This is a genomic window from Oxyplasma meridianum, assembly GCF_038024865.1.
Lineage (GTDB): Archaea > Thermoplasmatota > Thermoplasmata > Thermoplasmatales > Thermoplasmataceae > Oxyplasma > Oxyplasma meridianum.
Genome location: NZ_CP133772.1, coordinates 806,756 through 831,298, shown reverse-complemented (window position 1 = coordinate 831,298; position 24,543 = coordinate 806,756). Strand labels below are relative to the sequence as shown.

General features: G+C 40.9%; 22 protein-coding genes and 2 tRNA genes. 10 read left to right on the top strand and 14 right to left on the bottom strand.

What is annotated here, in order from left to right; genetic code table 11:
• The first annotated feature begins 26 nt into the window (after positions 1-26).
• Positions 27-422: a hypothetical protein gene (locus OXIME_RS04235; protein WP_393972218.1), complete on the top strand. Its 396-nt coding sequence runs from the start codon at positions 27-29 to the stop codon at positions 420-422.
• Between the two features lie 3 nt (positions 423-425).
• Here the strand turns inward: OXIME_RS04235 and OXIME_RS04230 are convergent, their stop codons facing one another.
• Positions 426-1,316 carry a phosphoribosylaminoimidazolesuccinocarboxamide synthase gene (locus tag OXIME_RS04230; protein WP_393972217.1) on the bottom strand — a complete coding sequence of 297 codons (891 nt, stop codon included), beginning with the start codon at positions 1,314-1,316 and terminating at the stop codon, positions 426-428.
• A 188-nt stretch (positions 1,317-1,504) separates the two neighbouring features.
• Between OXIME_RS04230 and OXIME_RS04225 the strand changes: the two genes are divergently transcribed.
• From OXIME_RS04225 to OXIME_RS04200, 6 genes are all read left to right on the top strand, one after another.
• A complete protein-coding gene (locus OXIME_RS04225) occupies positions 1,505-2,656 on the top strand; it encodes a hypothetical protein (protein ID WP_393972216.1) in 1,152 nt (383 codons plus the stop codon).
• Between the two features lie 61 nt (positions 2,657-2,717).
• Positions 2,718-3,296: a GTP cyclohydrolase II gene (gene ribA / locus OXIME_RS04220; RefSeq protein ID WP_393972215.1), complete on the top strand. Its 579-nt coding sequence runs from the start codon at positions 2,718-2,720 to the stop codon at positions 3,294-3,296.
• 59 nt (positions 3,297-3,355) lie between these two features.
• Positions 3,356-4,456 (top strand): glucose 1-dehydrogenase, encoded by a 1,101-nt coding sequence (locus OXIME_RS04215; protein ID WP_393972214.1) that lies wholly within the window; start codon positions 3,356-3,358, stop codon positions 4,454-4,456.
• A gap of 4 nt (positions 4,457-4,460) precedes the next feature.
• Positions 4,461-5,300 carry a bifunctional 5,10-methylenetetrahydrofolate dehydrogenase/5,10-methenyltetrahydrofolate cyclohydrolase gene (locus tag OXIME_RS04210; protein ID WP_393972213.1) on the top strand — a complete coding sequence of 280 codons (840 nt, stop codon included), beginning with the start codon at positions 4,461-4,463 and terminating at the stop codon, positions 5,298-5,300.
• A 90-nt stretch (positions 5,301-5,390) separates the two neighbouring features.
• A complete protein-coding gene (locus tag OXIME_RS04205) occupies positions 5,391-6,131 on the top strand; it encodes an NAD+ synthase (protein WP_393972212.1) in 741 nt (246 codons plus the stop codon).
• Positions 6,128-7,417, top strand: coding sequence for a cation:proton antiporter (locus tag OXIME_RS04200; RefSeq protein ID WP_393972211.1), 1,290 nt, complete (start codon positions 6,128-6,130; stop codon positions 7,415-7,417). Before OXIME_RS04205 ends, OXIME_RS04200 begins: the two co-directional genes overlap by 4 nt.
• A 17-nt stretch (positions 7,418-7,434) precedes the next feature.
• On the opposite strand, the gene OXIME_RS04195 is transcribed toward OXIME_RS04200, so the two are convergent.
• From OXIME_RS04195 to OXIME_RS04180, 4 genes are read right to left on the bottom strand one after another with little or no spacing between them, the layout of a single operon-like run.
• Complete coding sequence (locus tag OXIME_RS04195) at positions 7,435-8,922, bottom strand: type II/IV secretion system ATPase subunit (protein ID WP_393972210.1); 1,488 nt, start codon at positions 8,920-8,922, stop codon at positions 7,435-7,437.
• Positions 8,923-9,756, bottom strand: a complete 834-nt coding sequence (locus tag OXIME_RS04190) for a type II secretion system F family protein (protein WP_393972209.1) — start codon at positions 9,754-9,756, stop codon at positions 8,923-8,925. It lies immediately after the preceding gene.
• Positions 9,753-10,697 carry a type II secretion system F family protein gene (locus OXIME_RS04185; RefSeq protein ID WP_393972208.1) on the bottom strand — a complete coding sequence of 315 codons (945 nt, stop codon included), beginning with the start codon at positions 10,695-10,697 and terminating at the stop codon, positions 9,753-9,755. Before OXIME_RS04185 ends, OXIME_RS04190 begins: the two co-directional genes overlap by 4 nt.
• Positions 10,694-12,247 carry a type II/IV secretion system ATPase subunit gene (locus OXIME_RS04180; protein ID WP_393972207.1) on the bottom strand — a complete coding sequence of 518 codons (1,554 nt, stop codon included), beginning with the start codon at positions 12,245-12,247 and terminating at the stop codon, positions 10,694-10,696. The genes OXIME_RS04185 and OXIME_RS04180 overlap by 4 nt, the downstream gene beginning before the upstream one ends.
• A 180-nt stretch (positions 12,248-12,427) precedes the next feature.
• Here OXIME_RS04180 and OXIME_RS04175 point away from each other — a divergent pair.
• Positions 12,428-12,499: transfer RNA gene (locus OXIME_RS04175), tRNA-Ala, on the top strand.
• 166 nt (positions 12,500-12,665) lie between these two features.
• Here the strand turns inward: OXIME_RS04175 and OXIME_RS04170 are convergent.
• Entirely contained in the window at positions 12,666-13,775 is a 1,110-nt protein-coding gene (locus OXIME_RS04170; RefSeq protein ID WP_393972206.1) for an NYN domain-containing protein, read from the bottom strand.
• A 775-nt stretch (positions 13,776-14,550) separates the two neighbouring features.
• Here OXIME_RS04170 and OXIME_RS04165 point away from each other — a divergent pair.
• Positions 14,551-14,964, top strand: coding sequence for a hypothetical protein (locus tag OXIME_RS04165; protein ID WP_393972205.1), 414 nt, complete (start codon positions 14,551-14,553; stop codon positions 14,962-14,964).
• Between the two features lie 10 nt (positions 14,965-14,974).
• Here OXIME_RS04165 and OXIME_RS04160 read toward each other — a convergent pair whose 3' ends face one another.
• The 7 genes from OXIME_RS04160 to OXIME_RS04130 all read right to left on the bottom strand — a co-directional run bounded on the left by OXIME_RS04160 (position 14,975) and on the right by OXIME_RS04130 (position 22,180).
• Complete coding sequence (locus OXIME_RS04160) at positions 14,975-15,901, bottom strand: hypothetical protein (RefSeq protein ID WP_393972204.1); 927 nt, start codon at positions 15,899-15,901, stop codon at positions 14,975-14,977.
• A 66-nt stretch (positions 15,902-15,967) separates the two neighbouring features.
• Complete coding sequence (locus OXIME_RS04155; RefSeq protein ID WP_393972203.1) at positions 15,968-16,321, bottom strand: hypothetical protein; 354 nt, start codon at positions 16,319-16,321, stop codon at positions 15,968-15,970.
• 202 nt (positions 16,322-16,523) lie between these two features.
• Positions 16,524-17,276: a tRNA (adenine-N1)-methyltransferase gene (locus OXIME_RS04150; RefSeq protein ID WP_393972202.1), complete on the bottom strand. Its 753-nt coding sequence runs from the start codon at positions 17,274-17,276 to the stop codon at positions 16,524-16,526.
• A complete protein-coding gene (locus OXIME_RS04145) occupies positions 17,273-18,583 on the bottom strand; it encodes a DUF4147 domain-containing protein (protein ID WP_393972246.1) in 1,311 nt (436 codons plus the stop codon). Before OXIME_RS04145 ends, OXIME_RS04150 begins: the two co-directional genes overlap by 4 nt.
• 117 nt (positions 18,584-18,700) lie before the next feature.
• Positions 18,701-19,519 carry an ABC transporter substrate-binding protein gene (locus tag OXIME_RS04140; RefSeq protein WP_393972201.1) on the bottom strand — a complete coding sequence of 273 codons (819 nt, stop codon included), beginning with the start codon at positions 19,517-19,519 and terminating at the stop codon, positions 18,701-18,703.
• Between the two features lie 36 nt (positions 19,520-19,555).
• Entirely contained in the window at positions 19,556-20,791 is a 1,236-nt protein-coding gene (locus tag OXIME_RS04135) for an MFS transporter (RefSeq protein ID WP_393972200.1), read from the bottom strand.
• 54 nt (positions 20,792-20,845) lie between these two features.
• Positions 20,846-22,180 carry an NAD(P)/FAD-dependent oxidoreductase gene (locus tag OXIME_RS04130; RefSeq protein ID WP_393972199.1) on the bottom strand — a complete coding sequence of 445 codons (1,335 nt, stop codon included), beginning with the start codon at positions 22,178-22,180 and terminating at the stop codon, positions 20,846-20,848.
• Between the two features lie 229 nt (positions 22,181-22,409).
• Here OXIME_RS04130 and OXIME_RS04125 point away from each other — a divergent pair.
• A tRNA-Arg gene (locus OXIME_RS04125) sits at positions 22,410-22,483 on the top strand.
• A 366-nt stretch (positions 22,484-22,849) separates the two neighbouring features.
• Here the strand turns inward: OXIME_RS04125 and OXIME_RS04120 are convergent.
• Positions 22,850-23,953, bottom strand: a complete 1,104-nt coding sequence (locus OXIME_RS04120) for a hypothetical protein (RefSeq protein ID WP_393972198.1) — start codon at positions 23,951-23,953, stop codon at positions 22,850-22,852.
• Between the last annotated feature and the right edge of the window lie 590 nt (positions 23,954-24,543).

Genomic DNA, 24,543 nt, shown 5'->3' with positions numbered 1-24,543 from the left:
CTTAACAGGATAGGGAATGGAATCAGATGAAATACACAATGAGAGAATACATAGGAAAAAGCGTAAACATTTCAAAACTGGCTGATGCAATAGAGGACTTCTTCAAGGAGGAAAATTTTAAGACTCAGATACTCCATCTGCAAAGAGGTGCGTTCATACAGGCAAGAAAGGGCGGGGTTTTCAGATCCATACTGGCAAGGGAGGGGGCATTTACAATAACGGTTGAAGGGACTCCTCTTGCATTTAGGATAAGGATGGGCGTTTCTAAATGGAATCAGTTTCCAAGTGAGTCTTCGGTTGAACCTTTATTTTCAAAGCCAATGCTTACATATGATGATATACCGGAATCACTGTGGAGCTATGAACTGGAGCACCATTTGTGGCATTATGTAGAGACGCAGGTGGAACTTGGGATACTGTAAATCCTACCATTTTTCTCCGGTGATTCTCTCATACATGTTCATGTAAAGTTCAGATGTCTGTTTTATAAGTTCAGGAGGAAGAGGCGTTATATCAGGTTCAGGGAGATTCTTCTCTCTCGCAGCATAGAGCTTATCATGGTATCCTATTGACCTGTAATACTGCCTCACTGATTCCTTGCTGAGATCCTTTATTATGCCTTTGTCGTAATCTTTCTTCTCCCAGAACCTGTCCTCATCAAGGGTTCCGAATGTATCAACAAGTACAGGATCACGGCCTGCATCAAATGCAAGCTCCTTCTTGCCATCTACATGTATTAGGCCGTTTTTCAGAACATGCTTGTTTATCCTTCTGTCAACCTTAAAAAGAGTCTCCCTTATGTTTAAAAGTTCCATTTTTGTCATTCCGCCTATTTCAATACATTCCCCTGTCGTAAGTGGCCTATCGAATTTCTCAAATTTCGTGGTGACCTCAAAATATGGGTCATCAAGTTCGTCTCCGTATTTGGGCATGCTGTTCAAGCCCAAATCCTCAGGTTTGATTTTTCCGGATTTGATCCTATCATACAGAGTGCCAGCTACATAATACCTTGTTATAAATTCCAGTGGGATCAAGTATTCAATCTCATCTGGATTCCCCTTCCCCTCCGGAATAAAGAATTTGGTTACCCTCATCTGGTTTTTGGCAGGCATCTCGATAAAATCCGTCTTAACATGGGCAGTTTCCTCAATGTATTTGAACCAAAATGCAGAGGTCCGGCAGAGCGATTCCCCCTTTCCCGGAATCATGCTGGGTATGATCTTGTCAAACACGGAGATCTTGTCTGTAAACTTGAATAACAGGGTCTCTCCTTCATCATAAACTTCCTTGACCTTTCCGATCCTTATGGGTTCCATGACCCTCTATCCCATTGATCGATTATTATCTTTCCCTCACATCTATATAAGAGAATTTTTTAGCCCCTATAAAAGGAAAGTTGAATAGGACTTTTTAAATTGCCTTTGGATTAAATACGAAAGCGGAACAGGTAAAATTACTGTCAAAATTGAGAAAAAATCCTCAATTAAGGGAAAAGGCCAATTCAGTGATAGATGAAATAATAGATCTTATGAGATCCGGCCACAACGCCTCGACAATAAAGAATCAGATAAGATCTTCAAAGTCAGCAGTTAATCTCTACACTGAAATTGCAAAGGCAAGAATAAACATAGAGAAGAAGTTCAGGAAATGGAACAGACTCTGGATGGATCTCTACTCCTCAAGTTTTTCCACACCAGAAATTGTGGGCGACTACCGATCAGGTAGAATTAAACAGAATAATATTCTTGACGTGGGTTCAGGTTCCGGAATGCAGGCAATAAGCTTCTCAAAATTTGCTGAAAGGGTAACTGGAATCGAAATAAACCGGGATCGGTACGAAATGTCAATTATGAACGGGGAAGTTTCAATGGTGAATAATATAAAATTCATCTGGGGAGACTATTCTGAAATCATCCACAACACCAATGTGGATGTTGACAGTGCTGTTTTTTCAGATCCCTTGCGGATTAAGCCAGGTACAGATGGGAAAAGAAACCTGATACCATCCCCGGAGATAATTTATACTACCTTGAAAAATAAAACTGAAAATTTCATATTCGATCTGCCTCCACTGATGAAAAAGGATGATATTACAATAAAAGGAGAGAAGGAGTACATATCTGTTGAGGGCAAATTGCAGAGACTTACTCTTTATACGGGGGAAAACGCCGAAAGTGAAACATCCGCAGTCTTACTGCCGCAGGGAAGAAGATTCACAGGCAATCCCATGAATATAGATTTCGTTTCCGCCCTTAACGTTGGGGAATTTATCTATCTACCGGATGTATCGCTCATATATTCAGGCCTTCTTTGTACATCCATTCCAGGTGATCTCAGGATCATTGGGAGGGACAGCAGAAGAATACTCCTTACAGGCAATGAGGATTACAGTCATGATTTTCCCGGAGAATCTTATAATGTCCTATGCAAAAGCCAATTCTCTGATCTTGAGAGAGATGTAAAAAAATTCGGAGGCAGGCGTGTATATTTCAGGTTTGAGATAGAAACTGATTCATACTACCAGCTGAAAAACAGCATTGAAAAAAATCTGCATGGTGAGAAAGATGTTTATGTTTTCATGGATAGGGAAGGATTGATTTTGGCTGAAAAGATCCTTGACAATGGAAATTCAGATGAAACATTGCAATCATTGTAAAAATATATTATTTTGTTTGATATCTCCTTTTATACGAGAATGAATTTTAAGGTAGGAAAAGATGATAAAACTATACTCAAAGGCTAAGCTGCCCACACTGGCGGGTGACTTTGAAATATACACTTTCACAAACGACGAAAATAAGGAACATGCCGCACTTGTAAGGGGTCAGATAGATGGAAGAAATGACATACCGGTGAGAATACACTCGGAATGCCTTACAGGAGATGTTTTCGGTTCCAAGAGATGCGATTGCAGGGATCAGCTTCTGCGTTCAATGGTGTATCTTGGAAAACAGGAATATGGAATGCTGATATACCTTAGGCAGGAAGGGAGAGGCATAGGTCTCCTGGATAAGATCAAGGCGTACAGCCTCCAGGAACAGGGCTATGATACGGTTGAGGCTAATTTAAGGCTGGGGCTACCGGCGGATAAGAGGGATTATACCTTCGCAGTTGAAGTGCTGAACTATTTCCATATCACCTCAATCAAACTAATGACAAACAACCCATCCAAAATAGATTTCCTGGAGGGGAACGGAATCAGGATAAGCGAACGCATCCCGGTTAAGAGTGAACCAACACCTTATGACGAATTCTACCTGGACACAAAGAGGGTCAAAATGGGCCACCAGATATGATCATTGCAGTTTCTGGCGGGTCATCCAAACCTTAATACCAACAATTTAATCAGTTCTTCATGTCGAAGGTAAAAGCCATAACTACAGACGCACCAACCGGTGGTGTGGTCTTTGGAGATTTTGAATTACCGGACCCTGAACATTACTCGGCGAAACTTAAGACCATTTACAGTGGAATATGCGGCACTGACCGTGGCATGGTTGCAGGTTCGCTATCATTTGCCTACAATCCTGAAGGCTATAGGCAAATGGTGCTTGGGCACGAGGGTCTTGCACAGGTTCTGGAGATAGAAAAGAACAATTTTGGAATCAAGCCGGGGGATTATGTTGTACCCATAGTAAGAAGGCCTGGAAAATGCGTCAACTGCAGGATGGGAAGGATGGATAACTGCACAGACGGAAATAAACATGAAGCCGGAGTAACTGGAATGCATGGCTTCATGAGGGGGTATTTTTACGACACACCCGAAAATCTTGTCAAGGTCCAGGATAAAGGCATGTTTGATGTGGCGGTACTGGCAGAGCCCCTTAAGAACGTAGAGAAAGCATTCGAGGTTTTTGACAAAGTTTCGGAGAGAAGTATTTTCTTTAATGATTATGGTACCTATGAGGACAAGAAGGCGGTTGTTATTGGCACCGGAAGCGAAGCATTCCTTTTTTCATTTTTTGCAAAAGATTACGGTTTTGATACAGTACTGACAAACCGACACCCAATACCTGACCTGAAGAAAGGGATGGTTGATATGATTGGCGCTGAATTTTATGATTACACAATGGACATGGATAAAATAGCGGAAGGTGGCATAGATCTCTTAATAGATACCAGTGGGCATCCAGGCACTATTTTCAAGTTTGCCAGGAAACTCAACAACAACGGAATAGCCATACTATTCGGGACAAACGGGAAGGCTCCGCCAACAGGTGTTGATGGATCAGATATTGATTACATCATTGAAAAGAACATAACTCTGCTTGGATCTGTCGATGGGGCAAGAAATCACTATTTTATGGCACTGGAACATCTCAGGAAATGGCGGTATGTTTACGGAGACAGAATGAAGGAATTTATTACAAAAAAGATCTCACCCTCTGATATTGATATATTCACCAACAAGCCGGAAAACGAGATTAAGACGGTTATAGACTGGTCTAGGGTGTAAGTCCATGACCAGGATTATCAATGTGGATGAAATTGTAAAGCGTATCAAGGAGGACCTTACAGAAGGATTTTCAGAGTTTTTTTCAAAACATGGGCGAATGCCCTCCCTTGTATCCATTATCATAGGCGATTCAAAGGAGGCCGCAGTCTATGCCAATGCAAAGGCCAGATCTGGAAAGAGAATGGGTGTGGATGTTTCAATAAAAAACATAAACCCATCAATTGGGCAGGAGAAAATAGAGGAAGAGATAAGGAAGATATCCTGGGATCCCGGTGTTGATGGGATAATACTGGAAAATCCTGTTCCCAAAGGGTTGGACTATATCTCTCTCCTGTCATGCATATCCCCACTGAAGGATGTGGACTGCATGACGCCCTACAACCAAGGGTTGATCGCCATGAAATCACCAGTTGTTCTTCCTGCAACAGCTGGTGCAGTTAACCAGATATTATTGGAAAATTATCCTGAAATACGGGACGTGGTAATAATAAACAGATCCGTGGTGGTGGGAAAGCCACTGGCAATGATCCTGATCAACAGGGACTGCACCGTAACGGTTTGCCACAGTAAGACATTGAACATTAGGGAAAAGACAAAAAATGCAGAAGTTGTTGTTGTGGCAGTGGGAAAAGAGAATTTTCTAGGTGCTGATTATGTGAACCAATCCTCTGTGGTTATAGATGTGGGTATAAACAGCACTGAAGACGGAATAAGGGGTGATGCGAACTTCGCCTCCCTGAATGGTTTCGTGACGGCAATAACTCCAGTTCCGGGAGGGGTTGGAAAACTGACATCGGTGAAGATTTTCCAGAATCTTAAACATCTCATGGATTTCAGGAAATGAAAAAACCCTCAATGCGAAAAATTCGTATATGCAGAGTTTTCTTGAGGAATATTTATTTAATTTTTTAATATAGTGTTGGGTGTGCACTCTATGGATTTTTCACTGGAACTTGAAAAAATAGGTCATTTCATTACTGAAAAACTTGCAGGAAAAGACGCTGTGTTGGGCATCAGCGGAGGCGTTGACAGTGCACTTGTTCTCTCCATTCTTGCCAGGGTCCTTCCCAAGGAAAGGATACGCGCATTTTTTATGCCTGACAGCAACACACCAGAAACAGACCTGGATGATGTGAAGAAGTTATCTGAATCAACTAAAATTGAGATAAAGATTATAAATATTGAATCAGTGGTTGAAGCTTTCAGATCACTCCTCTCCATAGAAGACAGATATGCAATGGGGAATGTGAAGTCCAGAACAAGGATGATTATTCTCTACTATTTTGCAAACATAAATAATGGCTTGGTCATAGGGACAACAAACCGCACGGAACACCTCATTGGATATTACACAAAGTTCGGTGACGGAGCCTGCGATATTGAGCCAATAATGCACCTTTACAAGCAGGAGGTCTGGGACTTTGCAACCTTCATGAAGGTGCCGGACAACATAATAAGGAAAAAACCCTCTGCAGGCCTGTGGGAAGGCCAGACTGATGAGGATGAAATTGGAATGACATATTCCGATCTTGACAAGGTCCTGGAGGATGTATTCGATCTCAATTTAAAATCACTTACCGATAAACACAAAAAAGTCGAGGAGTTGCATGAAAGGTCTGAACATAAGAGAAAGCTACCGGAGTTCATAAAAGCTGGAGAAAATAAGGACAGATGATCACATCATTCGCTGCAGAGTATTATGAAGTAAGCTTCGTTCTCATACTTGCAGCCTTTGCAATACCAATTTCAAGAAGGATCGCAATAGCAGACATACCCATTCTTATCGTTCTGGGAATAATTTTCGGTCCTGTACTTGGGATCATAAACCACGATTTTGCCATAAATTTCCTGACAAATTTCGGTTATGTCGGTGTGGGTCTGCTTGGCGTGATGATAATTCTCTATTATGAAAGCCACCACATGGATCTGAAGGTAATAAGGAGGCATTTCTGGAGAATCCTGTCGCTTGATACCATAGGTATCATTGTTACTGCAGTCGTTGCAGGTGTGATATTTTCAGCACTCACCGGTGCACCATTCACAATCGGCTTCCTCTTCGGGGCAATAATATCTCCAACTGATCCTGTCACCCTTATACCACTGTTCAGAAGAATACGGATAAAGGACGACATCTCGGGAACACTTATCGGAGAGAGCCTTTTCAACGACCCACTTGGAATAATACTAGTAACAATAGCAATAGTTATCATAGATCCCACGGCAAGTTACGTCAGTCTTTTCACCTCCATATCATCACATGTTGGGATGTATGCCGGTGTGGTGGTTTACTTCTTCGCCCAGATAATAATATCATCTGTTATAGGAATTATAATAGGATTTTCAATGATCTTCCTAAACAGGTTCCTGAATTTTGAAAACCTGCTTGTTGCAATTCTTCTTGGCGTGGTTATACTGGAATTCACAATACTTGAGGCTGCTGGGTTTACCCCTTTTCCGGCAATCATCGCAACTGGGGCAATAGTGGGAAACTTTTCAGATAAGAGCATATTCTGGAACAGGGAGCAGAATTTTCAGGAAAATCTCTCATTCCTTTCACAAGCTATCATATTCCTTCTTCTGGGAAGCATTCTCACAGCATTCCAGATCAGGAATTACATAGTGCTGGGGTTAATACTTACAATCTTCATGCTCCTCCTCGTAAGGCCGGCAGCAGTACTCCTCTCCCTTGCCGCAGTAAAGAGAAAAGGGTCCAAGCTGAAGACGCCAAACAGTCTAAAGGCGTTCTTCTCGCTTGTTGGCCCCAGGGGTGTGGTTCCTGTGGTCATGTCAACCGTTCCTTACAGTGTGGGGCTTGCAGATAATGTTCCCATACTGATCACTTACGGTCCCCTTATAAGCGTAATGGTTTCCTTTGTCGTGCTTTTTTCCATAATTCTTCAGACAATATATGTTCCATTCCTGGCAAAATATCTTTCATCCGACTGGATAGATACATTGTGAGAAACAAACTTTCAATTTTAGATCTCTATTCCAAGATCATGGAGGACACTTTCCCGTGCCTTGTAAAACCTCTTGATAATCCTGCCAACCTCCCTGAAATCGTAGGTATGTTTTTCCTGCAATTTTGACAGTATCTTTTCCCTTAATAGAAGTTCATGTTCCATCTCAGCCTCTGTCTTTCCCTCTTTTTCAGCAATTCTTTTGAGTATATAGCTAAATCCAGATGTGTCGTAGCCATTTCCGTTAAAAGAATAGACTTCATTTATGATTAGATCGTTGGTAAGCGGATCGATCTCCTTGATCTCACTGATGCTCTTCACCCTTCTCTCGGTTCCCGATTTTCCCTGGAATGCTTCAAGAAGTACTATGGCATCTATGGAAATTATAAGATTTCTTGGTATGTTTATGGGTTTTGCTTCCAGACGATGTACAAATGTGTTCACGTCATCTGCATGAAATGTGGTATATCCATACCTGCCCACAGACATTGCCTGAAAAACCGTAAACGCTTCCCTCCCCCTCACTTCACCTAGAACAATGTAGTTGGGCCTTTGTCTCAAAGAAATGGTAAGGAGATCAAACATATCTATCTCCCCTTCCACCTTTCCATCCGGTCCAGGCATTCCATATCCGGGTCTGGTAACAGTTGATACCCAGTTTTCATGGAAAAGATTCAGCTCCTTAGTATCTTCGATTGTGATGATCTTCTTTTCCGGAGGGATAAAGAGAAGAATGGAATTGAGGAATGTGGTCTTTCCAGTTGCAGTTCCACCAACAACCACAATGTTCGATCCATATTCAGAAAGAATCCAGAGGTAGGCGAAAATTCTGGAAGAAGTAGTCCATGTGGAAATGAGATCTATGGGGCTGAATGGAACAGACCTGAATTTTCTTATGGTGAAGCTTGATCCGTTAGTGGTGACCTCCTGGCCGAGAGAGGCCTGAAGCCTTGAACCATCAGGGAGATTTGCATCTATGACCGGAGTTGACAATGAGAGGCTTTTTCCTGACTTCTGGCTCATCATCTTCACAAATCTTGAAAGTTCAATTTCATCTTCAAACATTATATTCGTTGGTATATATCCATATTTCCTGTGGTATATGTAAATGCCCAGACCCGCCCTGTCGCAGGATATATCCTCTATATCTCCATCCCTAAGAAGAGATTCAATGCGTTCCATGCCGAAGAGATCTCTGCCGAAATAGTATGCAATGTATCTCTTCTGTTGGGTGTCCATGGTAAGATTCATATTCTTTGCCATCGCCTCTATCTGGGAATCAATCTCCATGGAAGGGTTTCCAATGGATCTGCCTTCAAGTGCATTCTTCTTCATCTTTTCAAGAATGAATCTGGAAGAGTCTGAAAGTATTGGTTCATGAAGAAAATAGTATATGGATCCGTCCGACTTTTTGCGGCATATCTGGTATTTTGAGAAATTAGGTATAAGATCCTTTTCTGATAGCAGATCATAGTTTTTAAAAAACGAGTCGTCACCAGCTTCCATTCAGGCAACACCTGCCCCTATGAGTATAAGTGCAGAAACAAGAAGTATTGCACCGGTTATCAACATCCCGGATCTTAACCTTCCATCCCTCAGCAATCCGGCTATTCCCCCTATCCCAACACCCTGTACATATATCCCCACATCAAAAATCCTCTCTATAAGTGGTCTGATGTTTGTGTTTCCCGGCAAACCTATAGAACCAAAGTTAGTGACCTTTATCTTGGGGAAAAAGCCGATGTCGATTATGAGAATCACAAAGATAAATACGCCCAGGGCAATCAGAAGAACAAGGATGTAGTTTTGCATCTCTGATCTTCTTGTATCCCTCATAAGAGCCATCTGTGCATTGAAATCTGATATGAGTGTGACGACATCATAGGTATTATTTCCGGATTCACTTGCTTTCTGTATAATCCTGCCAACTCTCCTTATATCTGCTGATCCAGTCTTGTCCCCAAAGGTTTCAAGAGCCTCGTCAACGGGTAGACCCACGGAGATCTTGTTTCCAAGGTCCCTTATTTCAGGAGACAGGTGCCCGTAATCGTTTGACGCAGCCATTTTTACGGCTTCAGCCATGGGAAGGCCAAATATTGAATAGTTGGACAGATCTCTCAAAAAGTCAGGAAGCCGTCTCTCTGCATCCTTGATGGCACTTTGCTGTTTATCGTAAATATACCCAACAGGTATGAGAAAAATGGAAACAGCTATTGCAGACGATGCTATGGGATGCCCTCGTGGATCAACCGCAGGAATCCCAAGCAAGAGGAACAAAAAGAAAACCAGTATGGATGCTGCGGCGGATAACAGGGCAACTTTTCTCAAAACAGGATTCAAAACCTAACCTCCTTCACTATTGAATTGAGGAAATAGATAAAGAACAGAGTCAAGACCGGCATCATCACTGCCACTATGAAGATGAGCACAAGAATAAGGGCGTGGGGATCTGAAGATGACAGGGCAGCGATAACCCCTATTATTATGATCATTATTAGGGGGAACGCAACACCTACGGTTATGTAGCTCTCAGCCACAATGCCGATGGAGTCCACATTCTTCTTCACCTCGTTGTTAAGCTCAGACTGGTATCTTCTAGCCCTGGTTACAAGATAATCCTTCAGGTCACCTCCAGAAGTGACTGTGGTTACAATTCCCTGAAGAAACTCAGAAAATTTTATTGAGGGGGTATAGACAATGGCATTCTTTATTGCCGTTATAATGTCTTTCCCGAACAGGTTGGTTGAGATCCAGATATACTTTGCCTCTCTGGCAACCTCACCGTAGTCTGAGCTTTCGCTCAAAACTTCAAATATACGGTCTATGGGTACATCGGCAGATGCCATTGTTGCGGTAAATCCTATTGTTACAGGAATTAGGGCATCTATTCTTTTCCTTCTTGCCCTTGCAACACTGTGTGGAATATCTGCGTAAACAGCAATAAATAAGGCAAAGATAAGAAATGCGGAAGATGAGATAACAAGGGCGTATCTTCTCAGAACCAGGTCAAAAATAAATGCGGAAATGCCAATGATGATTGCGCTGATTAGGGAATAGAAAAACATCTGTCCGTAGAATTCATAAGGTGTAAGGGGGATCTTTGACCTTTTTAATTCAATCTGGGTTTTATAGGAAACATCTAATCTATCTAAAAACGGCTTGAAAATCCTTATCCCTGCCCTGGCCGGAAATGAAAGATTCATGGTTGCATATGGATTTTCGGCATTACGAATTGAATTTTTCTTACTGGAGAACAGTTTCTTATCCCTGCGGTTTATCAACTGTTTCCCCCGCTTGATATCTTTATAGCTTCCTCATGGTTGAAATAATAGGTCTGTATTACTTTTGATATAGTCCTATAATCTGTTATGCCATTTTTAGCCATATTCTCTATAACGGTCTTCCTCTTCAGGAAATCCTGATCAAATTCCTGTCTGCTCATCCCTGTGGCTGACCTTATTTTTTCAAGAATTGAGCTGTTTCCATTGTAATAGTGCTTATCTGTTGCAGCATCGTAGGAGAAAACATTATTGAAAAGCACATCTCCAGTGTCTGGATCATATCCCATCATTTCGTTTATTTCCGTGATGCGCCTGACAAGATTTCCATCTACCCTAATGAATTTATTGAAAATAACCGTGCTCAGATATGTCATCATAACTCTGGGTATATTCAGTGGTTCAGCCTCTAGCCTGTTAATTAGTGAATCCATGGAATCGGCATGGATGGTGGAATAGGTTGTATGGCCTGTTGACATGGACTGGAAAAGAGCATATGCCTCTCTCCCCCTTACCTCTCCCACCACAATGTATGTTGGCCTCTGCCTCATTGCCATCCTGACCAGCTCAAACATGTCTATCTTCAGATACCCCCTCTCCTTTACAGAGAAATAATTTTCCCTCTCCCTTGTTGTGGCTGGTATCCAGTTTTCGTTGGGGATATTGATCTCCCTGGTCTCCTCTATGCTGAATATCTTTGAGTTGGGGGGAGCCAGCATGAGAAGAGCGTTAAGCGTGGATGTTTTTCCAACTGCTGGTGCACCGGATATCAGGCACGAATTATTGTTTTCAACCAGGTACCACATGTAAGTTATGATGTCTGAATCGGCTGTTCCATTGATAAGGATCTCTGTGGGGGTAAAGGGTTTTTTCCTGAAGAGTCTTATGGTAAAAACTGAACCGTGTGGAGAAATTTCATTTCCATATATAGCCTGCACACGATGGCCCTGATCCGTGATCCCATCCAGAACAGGATTATTTATGGATATCTCCTTCCCACAGAACTGTGAAAGCTTGATTATAAAGGAATCAAGATAAGTGGGATCATTATAGGTGATGTTTGTCTTCATGTCATGGTACTTCCTGTGGTAAACAAAAACATTGCTCCCGTAACCGTCACAGGATATATCCTCAATCTCTGGATCATTTACCGGTATGTTTATGATACCATAACCCGTGTAATCACGGTTTATAAAATACTGCAGCTTTTCACTGTTTCCTCTCTCAAGAACCCTTTTCCTGCTATGGATATAGCTTTTAACTATTTCCTGAAACTGGAATCTGGTAATCCTGCTTGAAATTTCCATGCTGTTTGGTACTATCCACTCCATATCCTTCACAATGTTGTAAAGGTCCTCCAGTTCCTTTCTGGAAATGGTGGGTTCTTCCACCTGGTAGATATATTCCAGATTCTCTTTGTCCCAGAGAATCTTTACAGCCGATTTATCATTGTTAAGTGTGTATCTGTCCACCACTTCAAAGTCTCTAAGCTGAAATGGCTCAATGACTTTGAAATATCCTGCCATGTAGGGGTCAGAATGTGGATTTTGCATTTCCACAATAAAGCACTCTTGGGGTATATAATTTTTCGTGAATCAGGTCGCACGAAAATGATTTTTTCGCAGTTTCAGATGCGCCTTTCCCGTAAAATGTAAGGAAAAAATTTATAGTGGTATTTAAGATAAGGAAAAACTCCCATTGTATAGGAAAAAAGTATTTCTTCCTTGCATAATGGGCCTGTAGATCAGCGGTAGATCGCTTCCTTGGCATGGAAGAGGCCTGGGGTTCAATTCCCCACAGGTCCATACCAATTCTGGAACATATCTCAACAATAATAAAGGGAAAATCAGAAAGTTTTCTTCAATTCTATGCACAAACCAGGACATGTCTAATGTGTAATAACTTTAAGAGTTATTCGCAACGTAATAATTGCAAAAATCCATCTGAATAAAAAGCAAATCCCCAGTATATTCAATGTTGCAGGAGCCTGTAAATCATGTCTCCACCTGATCTTTCTCCCTCAAATACAAGTATCTCCGGATAATTATCTACAAATAAACTCAGATCTATGAAACCATATCTCATTGGAACGAATTCCGGGTTGATCTCTCTAAGTTTTATTCCAAGTTTAGACCCCAGCACTTTTCCGTCAACGTCTGCAACCATGGCGGCAGCTTTTGAAAGTAACGACTTTCCTTCGTCGAAGCTGGTTTTACGGCTTTTCCTCAATTCCCTTACAAATCTGTTCTTCTCGTCTATTGTGAAAACGGTGTAGGGATACTGGTTACCAAAACTGTCCGGTATTTCGGGGGTTTTCTTCTCAGTTAAAAGTAATCCTGCCCGAACCAGAGAAGCAAATATCTTCTTCCTTTCCAGGTGATCCAATTCCGGAAGTGTTTTGATTAGGCTCTCCACCAGGAACACACTTACCTTTACACATCCAAATGCCCCCTTGTATCTGTCAAATGAATCAAGCGCAGCCAAAGCAGCTTTTTTCTGGTTAGGATCCAGATCTTCCATGGGCAGATGATCAGAATTCATTGCATCGCCTGAAACAAATACACCAGGTTTTGTATATGATCCAATCTCCTCGGGTCTTGCATAGGAGTAGTTACCTTCACCCACCAGTCTTTTCAGGTCTCCTGACAGGCTCTTTTCAAAGCCCACAAAGTGAACCGTTTTACCCTTTTCCCTTGTACGGTTTGCAATTGGCATATAGTCTCGGTCACCGGCAAATATAATGATGGTTGCAATATCGTCTCTGGTCAGAAGGATTTCTTGTGCAGCCAGAGAAAGTTCTATGTCTGCACTATTTTTATATCCCGTAGAAAGAATGTCAATAATTCTTATGCCCATTTTCTGTAGCTCGGCCTTGGGAACCTGCATTGATCTCCAGTCCGCAAAAGCCTGCCTGATTATGATCTCACCGCATTTCTCCTTCAGTTTTTCAATTTGGTTGTCAATAAGGGCAACTGCTGTTTCTCCCGGGTCCTCAAAAGACAACTCATAAAGATTTGTTAGTGAGTAGTAAAAATTTTCGAAATCGATGAATACAGCAGCAAAATTCTTCTGATGATCCATACGATAATAGCTCTACTGCATATATTTTCTTTTCCACATTGTCAACAGATAGTTGATTTCTCCTATTATTTCGCAGTTGCCTGTATGATGTAAATGGTATGATAAACTATTTTTTCTTTATAATAAAGCACATATCTAAATATCAAGTGAGAACCTCTTATCTCCCATGTTAAAAACATCCATGTTCAGTTAACTGACCTTTGGATTGGTCCTGATCCCTCCTCCCCCATCTTTTTGCCAGCAGGCTTGAACACTCACAGATGCAAACTAAATTTAAATAGGGTGGCGTTTTTGCAATAAGTGATTCATAAATAATGAATACCTTATGGGATGTCCAAAGAGACATTTCTTTTACAAGGTGATTTTCTTTTGGGCGTATCTGAAAATACCTTTTTGAAGCTTTTCATCAGGATCATTTACATTACAATTGATGAAAGATTTTATTTACTGCTTATTTTAACTACCTCTCATATGCCTGTAACATCATAAAAAGAGATGCGGATAACCCTAAAAGAGGGGAATGGCCTATGTGTTTCTGAAGCTTGCGAATCCCAGTGTAAAAAAGATCACTGAACCAGAAAAAACCACTTTTCAGTACAGAATTTATTTAGAAAATCTTTCAAAACCAATGACGTGTTGCTGAAGACCCATGGTCCATACCACAGGAACATATAAGTTTGGTCTTTAGAGTGTTTCTTAGCGAAATTAGAAATTAAATTAGTTTTGACAATGCCATCAAGTGAAACTTATTCATACGTGTGTATCATTATGCAACATGGGAGACATTGAAACTCTGGAAAGCAAGATCAGGGAGGAACTTTCAAAAAGAGAAAGTGAAATTCCAAGGAGTGAGGTAAAGTTAGATACTGAAAAGGTTCTTCAGATCATCTGGAAAAACGCCCTGGCGTCTTTAGATAAACCAGTAGTATACAGAGGGGAAAAATTCAGTTACTCTGTATCATTCAGCTACGCTGAGAAAAAAGACGAAAAAGGCGAAACTGGGGTATACTCAGACTTGCCTCAACCGGAGGAGGCAGACAGGCTATTGTCAATGGCCTTCAACGTTGACGGTTTCAAAGGGGAGAAGGACACCGAACTACAATTCACAGGCAACTATGTAACTGTAACTCCTAGCAGGGAGTACAGGCACATACTGGATTTCGAATTGGCAGTTCTAAAAAAAGGATAATAGTTAAGGATCAAACTACCAGAAGATCTTTTTCAGTAGCATCTTCCAGTCTAGAGGCAAATGAAATGCGGCAATTCCATTCAGGGAAGGTCCTAAACATTTTTCCCATAACCCTTACAACTTGGTTAACCTGATCCGCTGAGATAACGAAATTCATTCTAAAAAGACTGTCTCTCAAACTCTGGGTCCTTGAAAAGGTAACAATCCCTTTTTCATTGAATTCACGGTTTAAATATACAAGCAGAGGGTTTTTGACACTTCCTAAATAGATTTGCTTCTCCTGGTTTATCAGAGAAAAGCTGGGGATGGAAACTAATTCATCTGTTACACATACTGCACTTATCAGATCATCGGGGGATAGACTCTTTATGATCCTTCTCCAGGATTTTCCCATGGGGTTATTCTCAGGTTGAAGCTCTTCCAGAGGAGGATTAGAAATAACTTCCATAACAAAGAGGGGAATCTCTTCAGAAATGGACTTCATGTCGCTAAAGGTACCATTGGCCTCACCAAGGTAATCAACAGAATACTCTTCCTCCATGGCTATGTTTTCAAGCAATGTTTCCGATACATTATTAAGATCAGAGTTATTGAATCTCATATACGCAATAAATTCTCCACGATAGGCATATATTGCGTCAAGTACAATTGACGGTATCTTAATAAAATCTAAAATTACCCTCAAATCAGTGTTCTCATCTTCGTTCAGTTTAATATTCCAGACATCTGAAATCTTTTTCCCTCCTAGCATCTGGATCATCATAAGAATTTCTCTCTGATTTTCTACCGACACAGGTATATAATAAACAATATCCATCTTGCCTGAGTTGAAGATCTGCGTGCACAAAATTTTATGGTTTACCTTAACAGAAATCTCTCCGAACTTTCCATGCAGAGGTCCTTTAAGTACCAATCGACTGTCCAGAGCTTCCATCATAGTAACACCTTAATCCATCTTATACAACGAACATGTTATTAAACTATTTTGCAGTGGTTTGAAATTTCAGTTGGTTCTTTCCGCAGTTTTCTCATTTATTGTCTTATAAAGCAGGAATATCAGAAATATTCCAACAGCCACTATATGTCCCGTTACCAGGATTATCACACTGGATACCATGCCGATTTTGAAATGAAACTGGAATATAAAAAAAAGAATATAGTAAACAGCCAGGACTCCAATTAGCATGTATATTCCCTTCTTAATGTTCTGTCTTGATGGGTTATTTGCAGGATTTTTAAAGTCCTTCTCATCTACATTTACCACTCCAAGACCGAAACAATCCGGACATATATCCGGATGGCCATTGTTATCAACATGCCCGTCCCCTGAACAGGTATCGCAAATAAGCTCAACCATCTAAATGATTCATGCTAACCTCCTATATATACATTGAATCTTTAGCGGCAATTCAAATCATGCTTTTTTTAGATGAAAAAAATAATTACCGACGCTTTAAAAATGACCGGGCATTTTATATTAAACTTGAGAGAGAAACCTCAATCATGGACAATGGCTAAAAATATGGCGATGCAGCCGAAAGTTCAATCTGTTTCATGAATTACAGCTTCAGGGAAGAACTGCTTCTCTTCACTGCAAATGTGATGAATGCTGTATGCCAGAGGGAGTTATGATCAGGCCTTGTTGATCCCTCCCGGACAAGCATATTTCTCTTTATAAGTTCAGTGTTTTCCAGGACAAGCATCCCATTCTTTTTCATTTCGACTGCAGTTTTTTCCATCTGGTTGAAATTTGGAGAGTAAGTTGTAAGAAAACCGCCAGGTTTCAGGTTTTCCATAACGTTTGAAATCGCATTCCATGGGTCTGGTATATCCAGAAAAATAGCATGGAATTTTCCCTCAATATTTTCCGTCCTTATATCCCCGAGTAAAGGAAGCCAGTTGGAGAGATCATAAAATTTAGAGAGGTTTTCTCTTGTGGCCGCAAGGTTATTTTCATTATTGTCGGCCGTTACCAGTTTACCTGAACTGCCGATAGACCACAATATGAATGAAGAGAGGGAACCGGATCCTGCCCCTGCTTCCAGTACCATGCTTCCGGATTTTACACCTGACCTGAAAATCATGTACGCAGCGTCATGCGGCTGTATTATCTGTGCATTTCTCTTGCAAACATTTCCAAATTCAGGAGGCTGAAAGCATAGTGCGGTATACAGTCCTGACTTTGTGTTTATAACATCACCTGGAGAGATTATAAGATTTGGTGGAACATTTATGGCAGAATTTCCGGTTCCAATTTTTCTATCTTTTTCAGAGTAAGTCAAGGTTTTCTCTTCATTTTTAAGTATTATCAATTCTTATTTCCCTCAGTCTTTCCACCGTAATGCATTATCATTATATCAGAGACGTTTGTCCCTGTGCGTCCCGTGACAACTGCAGATTTATATTTTGAAAGAAGTGTATAACTGTCGCTGTTTTTTAGTGTTTCCAGCAATTCAGATCTGGGAATTGCAGATTTCAGAATATTGTCAGTTATACCACCCATTGCGTCACTGTAACCATCAATTCCATCCGTACCTATGCTTGCGAAGGTGAACTCCTCCCCCTCTTTCATATTGTCCATTACTCTCAGGGCAAGATCCTGATTCCTGCCCCCTTTCCCTTTCCCAGTAACATTCACTGTGGTTTCCCCTCCAAAGACAAGCCAGAATGATTCATTGAAGAGTGCATACATGGAACGCACAGCATCAGTAAGATTTCTGGCAACTTCAGAAACCTCGCCTGTCACCCCCAGTTCCCATGTAATTACCTTACCTCCTCTCTCATGAAGATAATTCCCCACGCATTCCACATAGTCATAGTTTCTTAAAATCAGGAAGTTTTTTACATCCGCTGTAGCATGGTTTCCGGGATTTCCTGCGGACTGAATTCCTTTAATACTTTCTATTTTCCTGCACTTATCCCGGAAAGATGCAATAATCTTCATAGCTTCTTCATTTCCTGATGTCCTTACCAATGGCCCCGAAGCTATGATTGATAGGTCATCTCCTGTTACATCTGAGATTATCATGGATATGACTTTTGCAGGGCTGAGGATATCTGCAAGTTTACCTCCCTTTACGGAGGACATCATTTGCCTTACCCGGTTCAACTGATATATGTCTGCACCGTTTTTCATCAGGCAGTCAGAAATGGAGGCGAATGTATCTACATCAATCCCCTCCTCAGGTATTTCAAAAAGTGCGGATCCTCCGCCTGATATCAGGACTAGAACAAGGTCATCTTTCTTCAAATTCCTGAGATGGCTGAGAAGGTTTTCCGATGACCTTATGCTCAAGGAACTCAATTTAGGATGGCTTCCCCGAAGTATATCAAGTTCCTGAAATTTTCCTGAAACCTCCTCATCCTGAGGAACAATAATGCCTGCATAGGAAAGCTTATCCTTAACCATTTCCCTCACTCCTTCATACATGGAGAGGGACGCTTTTCCAAAGCCAATCACGAATATTCTCTTAGATTCATCCATATCCTTTGACAGTTCATGGGATTTATTATTAACTGCTAAGGATGGAGATACAATGGAAAAAACATGGTTAAGGCTGTCAAGAATATATCTCCGGTCATCTGTTGTATCCAGATCTTTGTAATTTTTCACTATCATTTTGTCCAATTCTTTCACCACGCTTATATGATTTTTGGTTGATGCCAGCCACCTGAAGGAATTCAATTTTTTTCAGTATATGACATTTATGCCTTATGCAAATCTAATAATAACTCTTTACATGATTTCATCAGTTATGTTCTGAATCCAGGGAAGCACCTCCCAGATAAACGAAGGACCATGATGTGCAAAGAAGTCCAGGGTTCCTGGTGTCCTATAGATTCTGTTATTTTTGAATGCGGTTGTCCTGTCCCACCCTCTCTTTTTGATCAGGTCTTTAAACTGTTTTTCTGAAAATTTAGAATACATCTTCGGTTCATAGAATATTATTTCTGGGTCTTTTTCAAGAATGAAGTTATCTGACGGATCAAGCCATTCACTGTTAAAACCAGAATAAATTGTCTTTATCCCCATTAAGGCAAGTGCATCGGTTATATAGCTCTGAGACCCGAAACTCACAGGTCCTCCAAGATCAATCTCAATATAACCCCTGAGTTCAGGATGCTTTCGTATGGAGCTGAATATCTTTATCATCTGAAACTCTAGACCTCTTGCCTCATCCTTCCTGTTTGTTATAACACCTATTTTTGATACCATATCAATGATTCCAGCGACTGATGATGGCAGTTCGAAGATATAAACTGGAAACCTTTCCCTTATCCTTTCATAGAGTTCTCTTTGAAAACCAGATATTGTGAGAATGAGATCAGGCTTAAGTTCTTCCAGAACCTCAATTCTGGTGCTTCCATAACTTCCAACCTTTCTGATGTTCCTGGTTTCCACAGGCCTGGAACAGAAGGCCGAGACTCCAACTATCCTGTCTCCAAGTCCAAGTTCGAAAAGTGTTTCTGTAACGGCAGGGCTAAAACTTACAATTCTTTGGGGGTCATCTGGCAAAGTTACGCTTGACCCTGAAGGAAGAACGAATTCAGGCATGATCAGTAATGTAAAGAAAATTTAAAAATCCATCTCTCAGGAATTGGGTGTTTTTTCAATTTTTTCACTCTTAGGAAGCCGGTTATTCCTGGGTATAAGAGGGAGCATTATAATTGCAGCCAGTGCAAATATGAGCATGAGAGTCAGTGAATCGCCCAGGGAAACAAATATCTTGAATCCATCAATAACTGCTATGCCTACCGCACCTCCCAGGGTATTTCCAAAACCCCATACAAGTCCATTGGCTGTTGTAGATATCTCCCTGGGAACAACCTGGCCAACAAAGCCCAGCAATACAGGAAAACCGCTGTAGGTCACAAAGGCAAACACTGCAAACGAGATCCCGCTAATAAGTATATTTGTTGCAAAAAATATAAAACCTGCAAATGCTATTCCCGATACTATGGTTGTAAAAATTACTATTGTTCGACCTCCATATTTTGATGTAAGTGATCCAAAATAGGGCTGTCCGAAAATAGCTGTAACGAAGCTAATTGTAACAATTGCAACTGCAATTGTCCTGCTATGGTAGACGTTTGTAAGAAAAGTTGGAATAAAGGTTATCGTACCGGTGAGAAACATAGATCTGATAAATACAACCATGGTGAGAATGTAAAGAAATTTTGAGTATTTTTTTACCATTGATCTGTTTTCGCTGATTGATAGGGATTTCTCCTTCTTAGGTTTATTTTCGTTTCTCCTGAAGTTCCTAAGTCCGGCATATATTATAAGAGCGAAAATCAGGAGGTATAGCATAATAAGGAAGAGGCCTTTTGCATTACCTACGAGAAGCATGACTGCCACGATTATGCTTGGCAGTACAGCTCTACCAAGGCTGCCGAATGATCCGTTGATTCCAAGCATTCTGGTGGAAGACTTCTTTTCAAAGCTCTCGTTTATTATTGTTGCTCCAATTGGATGATAGAAGGACTGCCCCAATCCCAGGAGAATAGATCCTACGAGTATTGCAGGGATAGTGAGGGATTGGTACAGAAAGGGAACTGCAAAAGCACCAACCGATATTCCATTAATTCCAATTCCAAGGGCAAGCATTAAAGCGTCCCTGTCCATTCTGTCTGCCATACGGCCAATAGGTGTGCTCAACAAACCCGAGAGCGCATTATATATAATTGCAACAGCACCCAGAAGAACAAGACTGATCCCGGGTATGAGGGAATAATATGTTATAAGTACCGGGAATAAGAGAAAGTTCCCGTCATTGGAAAAGTGTCCCATTGAGGTAAATATCAAAGATCTGATTCCTCTATCCATATGCACCTACATAACAAGTAAATATTTAAATTGAAAAGGCAGATAGTTATGATGTCATAAAAAGAGGTTTTCAAAATTCCATATACTTAACAAACGAGAACTGGGATTTTTTCTTTCACCAAAAACCCCCGCTTCCAGAAGATTGTGAACTATGAGAGCTGAATAGGCTGGAGATCCTGTGGCACCAGGTGAATTATAATTAATTATATGTGTTGACAGCGGCCCATCGATAACCATTGAGTCCTCCAGAAAGCCATCTGAGTCAATAACGGAATGCCTTATTCCGGCAATTCCTCTGTCAAGAAGTACATCATTTTTGAAACCGGGAATGAATTCCTTAACCCTTAGCCCCATCTTATTTTTAATGAGTGAACTCTCCCATTCTGACCAGGCCAGCTGAAGGAATTCTCTGTCTGTTAGAAGCTTAAGCTTTGGCATAAACGGCTTTTCAAACAGTGTTCTTAAGGGATCAAGAAGCCTTTCAGATATGCCTTCATATGCATAGGGGGAAAATACTGGGGCTGCATTTGGTCCTATCTGCCGTGAATCGTCATGCCTGACAATAAAATGAGGATCCAGAAATGGGAACTCTGGATGTTCTGGTATGGTGTATATGTTGTGTCTTATCTCAGGAAAGGCATTTTCTCTCACCTTCCAGTAATCGCCCCTGAAATGAAGCATTCCTTTATCTTTTGCAAGTCCCATTTTATGTGCAATTTTAAGTGAATCTGAACCTGCCGCATTTATCAGGTGGCGGAAACCCAGCCTGAATCGATTCTCTCCATTCACCACAAGAATACTGGAAGATCCGATGTCAATGTTCTCTGGTTCTAAATAAGTCCCGGGCATAAAGGTAAAATTCTCCCTATTTATTGATCTGAAGAGAGTATTTGTGAATATGCCGAAGTCCACAGAGGTATCTGTTTTTGATAGGATTGCACCCTTTCCCGCAAGATATGGGTATTCTTGTTTCATCTCTTTCTCATCGAATATTCTGAACTCATCATTTCCCATTCCATTCTTTACGGCCCAGTTTGAAAAGGCATCAAGCCTCTTCAGGTCCTCCTCCCTTTTTGCAATCTCCAAGGTTCCTGCAGGATTCCATGGAAGGTTGAAGTCAGATGCAAAACTCTTCCACATTGAATATGATTTCTGGGATGCCCATGCAAAAAGCCTCTTCTTATCGGGATTCATGTAAAAAGGTCTGTGAATAACACCCGTGTTTCTTGAGGAAGAGTGCATCGCTACCCTCTGGGAAGCCTCTATGAGGCATACTTTTATCCCAGGAATGGCAGATATCCAGTAAGAAAGTGTAACCCCAAGGATACCCCCACCTGCAATTATGACATCATACTCCTTCTCCGGTCTATTTCCATTTAGCTTATCCAATGGAATTCAATCATTAAGCTTCTTAAATATTTAGCTGCCCAGGATAATGATCAGGGAAAAATCGGTCAGTAAATTTTTTAAGTTTAGGTCAGAATAATCAGGAGAGTTAAGTGAATATTGCGCAAATTCAGTTGAGGAAATCAATAAGGTAAATTATAAAGTTGGAAACAAAAAAGTAATTTGCATCCGAACGTTCAACCATGGCTGGTGTTGTAGTATTGGCATCTTAGCCCGAGTGGGGTAATTTGGATATCCTAGAGGCCTGCGGAGCCTCAGATTCGGGTTCGAATCCCGGCTCGGGCGTAATACGTAATGATTTTTTTCATTGCAAGTGGGGAGAATCATGGTGTTCTTAAATCTCTAAGTGAAATCCTAGAAAGATTCTTGGATACACTCATACCTTCTGAAGAAAAATGCTTTGGTTAAATTACGGTTATAAGGAAGCGGATAGTTCCCCTGTTATCCTCAGGAGTGAAGTCTTCACCCTTTGGTAACTGAATGAACGGTAGAAGGCATAAAAAGAGGACATATATGTCGATAAGACCGATAGTATTTTACCGTAAAGCACAAGGTGGATCAGGATAAGGAAGAGAAGAAAACTCGTCTTTACATCTTTCCAGAGGATGTCGTTACACTAAACTCCAGTGAATGATCAGAATACTTTTGCAATTATCCCGAAAATAACTTATATTTGTAGTTCTTTTTGAGAATTAGAAACTCTTTTATTGATCTTGAGCACTCACCTATGGTCTTCAGAAGCTTGCCGAAAAGCTTCTGCGACTCTCTCATCATTATTGAGAGGAGAGTATAGGCAGCGAAGGAGGTCCTTGCCTGTATAAGTGACCCTTCTCGTCTCCGGACCTGATACTCCCCAATACCCAAGTCCTTTACATCGTTATGAAGTGTTTCTATGGACCAGCGATGGTTCCATGCCTTGATCATATCATCACCTGAGAGATAGTCGGAAATGAGGAACTTTTTCCTTCCTGTCTCAGGGTTGTAAAGAACCATGAGATACACTGCTGCTCCGTTGGTAAGGAGGGCATGAAATTCCTTCTGCAGTTGAAAATCCTTTAGTGTTGCGGTATCCTTCCCATAAAAGAGGAATATGGATTCAAGTATCTCAGCCATGGTGTAGAAAAGATCCCTGTTCTGATTAATCATCCTTCCAAGATCAGTGAAGGAGACTTTTCTGTCGATCTTCAACTCTGTCACAAAATGATCTTCCAGGAACTTTGCACTTGAATACCATGAGTCTATGGTCTTTCCGGTGACATTGAAATCCTCCTCAGCAATGGTGAAGATTTTACTCATAATCTGTATCTTGGTCATGAAATCATCCTTCATGTCATCGGGGAAATAGTCCATCTTCCTGTAGAGTCTCGTGAGGAAAGGGTAGAATATGTCCATATCCATATCATAAAGCCCGGAAGTCGCAAACTGATGTGCAAGCACGTTATTCTTGTCTTTCCCCTCATAGAACCATCTAACAGATTCCATGACCTTTGATCCCGGGTGTTCAAGGAGTGTGTAATCCCCTATGAACTGCATCCTGTGTTGGGCAATTATGGATTTCAGTAAAGTGACATAATTCTTCTCTAAGACATCAGAATCAACGGAGTGAAATGATCTGTTGACAGTGATCTGATCATATTCTGAAACAAGTTCAGAAATGTTTGAGATGATCTTTCTCCTTATCTCAGGCGGTATCATAAGGCCAAGTAGGTATTCACGGAAATGCTTCCTCACAGATCTCTTCATGCCGGATGTCAAGACATGGGGGAATTCCCCAATACTTTTATTGATTTCAGCGACATAAATTTTAGATGTTATATAATGCCCAACAAACATCGCAATGTAGCTTAAAATCATTGACCTAGAAGGTCGTTTTGCAAAACAATTGTGATAAGAAAAGCAATCCCGAAATCGTTTGAGAACGGGATAGAGGGTGTTAGGTTGCACCCACGAAGTTTAAGCATCAGACAGATGATGACTTCTAAAGGAGTTTGATAACATGGTCAACGAATTTCGTAACCTGAAAATAGCAGAGCTTAATTTGTATCAGAATACATGAAATAATGAATTTGTAATATGATACAAATATTATTGTATGTGTATTACAATACATATAAAAAAAGAAGGGAAGATCAGGTCAAGGGAGGAGTAGAGTCTATTGGATTGCGCTTTAAGACTCAATTTGAGCACCGTTGAGATGGTTACAATGGATTATGCATTTGAAGAATTGATGAATAACATCAGCATAAGATATACTCCAGCATCTGAATGGATGGTAAACAAGATGAGAAAATACGGGTTGTCTTAGGATTCTGGATTTTACAAAACTCAATATATGCAGAAAAGTT

What these genes read in the sequence shown, in the direction of transcription:
- OXIME_RS04235 (WP_393972218.1), top strand. Translation starts at nt 27, where the DNA reads ATGAAATACACAATGAGAGAATACATAGGAAAAAGCGTAAACATTTCA.
- OXIME_RS04230 (WP_393972217.1), bottom strand. Translation starts at nt 1,316, where the DNA reads ATGGAACCCATAAGGATCGGAAAGGTCAAGGAAGTTTATGATGAAGGA.
- ribA (WP_393972215.1), top strand. Translation starts at nt 2,718, where the DNA reads ATGATAAAACTATACTCAAAGGCTAAGCTGCCCACACTGGCGGGTGAC.
- OXIME_RS04215 (WP_393972214.1), top strand. Translation starts at nt 3,356, where the DNA reads ATGTCGAAGGTAAAAGCCATAACTACAGACGCACCAACCGGTGGTGTG.
- OXIME_RS04210 (WP_393972213.1), top strand. Translation starts at nt 4,461, where the DNA reads ATGACCAGGATTATCAATGTGGATGAAATTGTAAAGCGTATCAAGGAG.
- OXIME_RS04205 (WP_393972212.1), top strand. Translation starts at nt 5,391, where the DNA reads ATGGATTTTTCACTGGAACTTGAAAAAATAGGTCATTTCATTACTGAA.
- OXIME_RS04200 (WP_393972211.1), top strand. Translation starts at nt 6,128, where the DNA reads ATGATCACATCATTCGCTGCAGAGTATTATGAAGTAAGCTTCGTTCTC.
- OXIME_RS04195 (WP_393972210.1), bottom strand. Translation starts at nt 8,922, where the DNA reads ATGGAAGCTGGTGACGACTCGTTTTTTAAAAACTATGATCTGCTATCA.
- OXIME_RS04180 (WP_393972207.1), bottom strand. Translation starts at nt 12,247, where the DNA reads ATGCAAAATCCACATTCTGACCCCTACATGGCAGGATATTTCAAAGTC.
- OXIME_RS04170 (WP_393972206.1), bottom strand. Translation starts at nt 13,775, where the DNA reads ATGGATCATCAGAAGAATTTTGCTGCTGTATTCATCGATTTCGAAAAT.
- OXIME_RS04165 (WP_393972205.1), top strand. Translation starts at nt 14,551, where the DNA reads ATGGGAGACATTGAAACTCTGGAAAGCAAGATCAGGGAGGAACTTTCA.
- OXIME_RS04160 (WP_393972204.1), bottom strand. Translation starts at nt 15,901, where the DNA reads ATGATGGAAGCTCTGGACAGTCGATTGGTACTTAAAGGACCTCTGCAT.
- OXIME_RS04155 (WP_393972203.1), bottom strand. Translation starts at nt 16,321, where the DNA reads ATGGTTGAGCTTATTTGCGATACCTGTTCAGGGGACGGGCATGTTGAT.
- OXIME_RS04145 (WP_393972246.1), bottom strand. Translation starts at nt 18,583, where the DNA reads ATGATAGTGAAAAATTACAAAGATCTGGATACAACAGATGACCGGAGA.
- OXIME_RS04140 (WP_393972201.1), bottom strand. Translation starts at nt 19,519, where the DNA reads ATGCCTGAATTCGTTCTTCCTTCAGGGTCAAGCGTAACTTTGCCAGAT.
- OXIME_RS04135 (WP_393972200.1), bottom strand. Translation starts at nt 20,791, where the DNA reads ATGGATAGAGGAATCAGATCTTTGATATTTACCTCAATGGGACACTTT.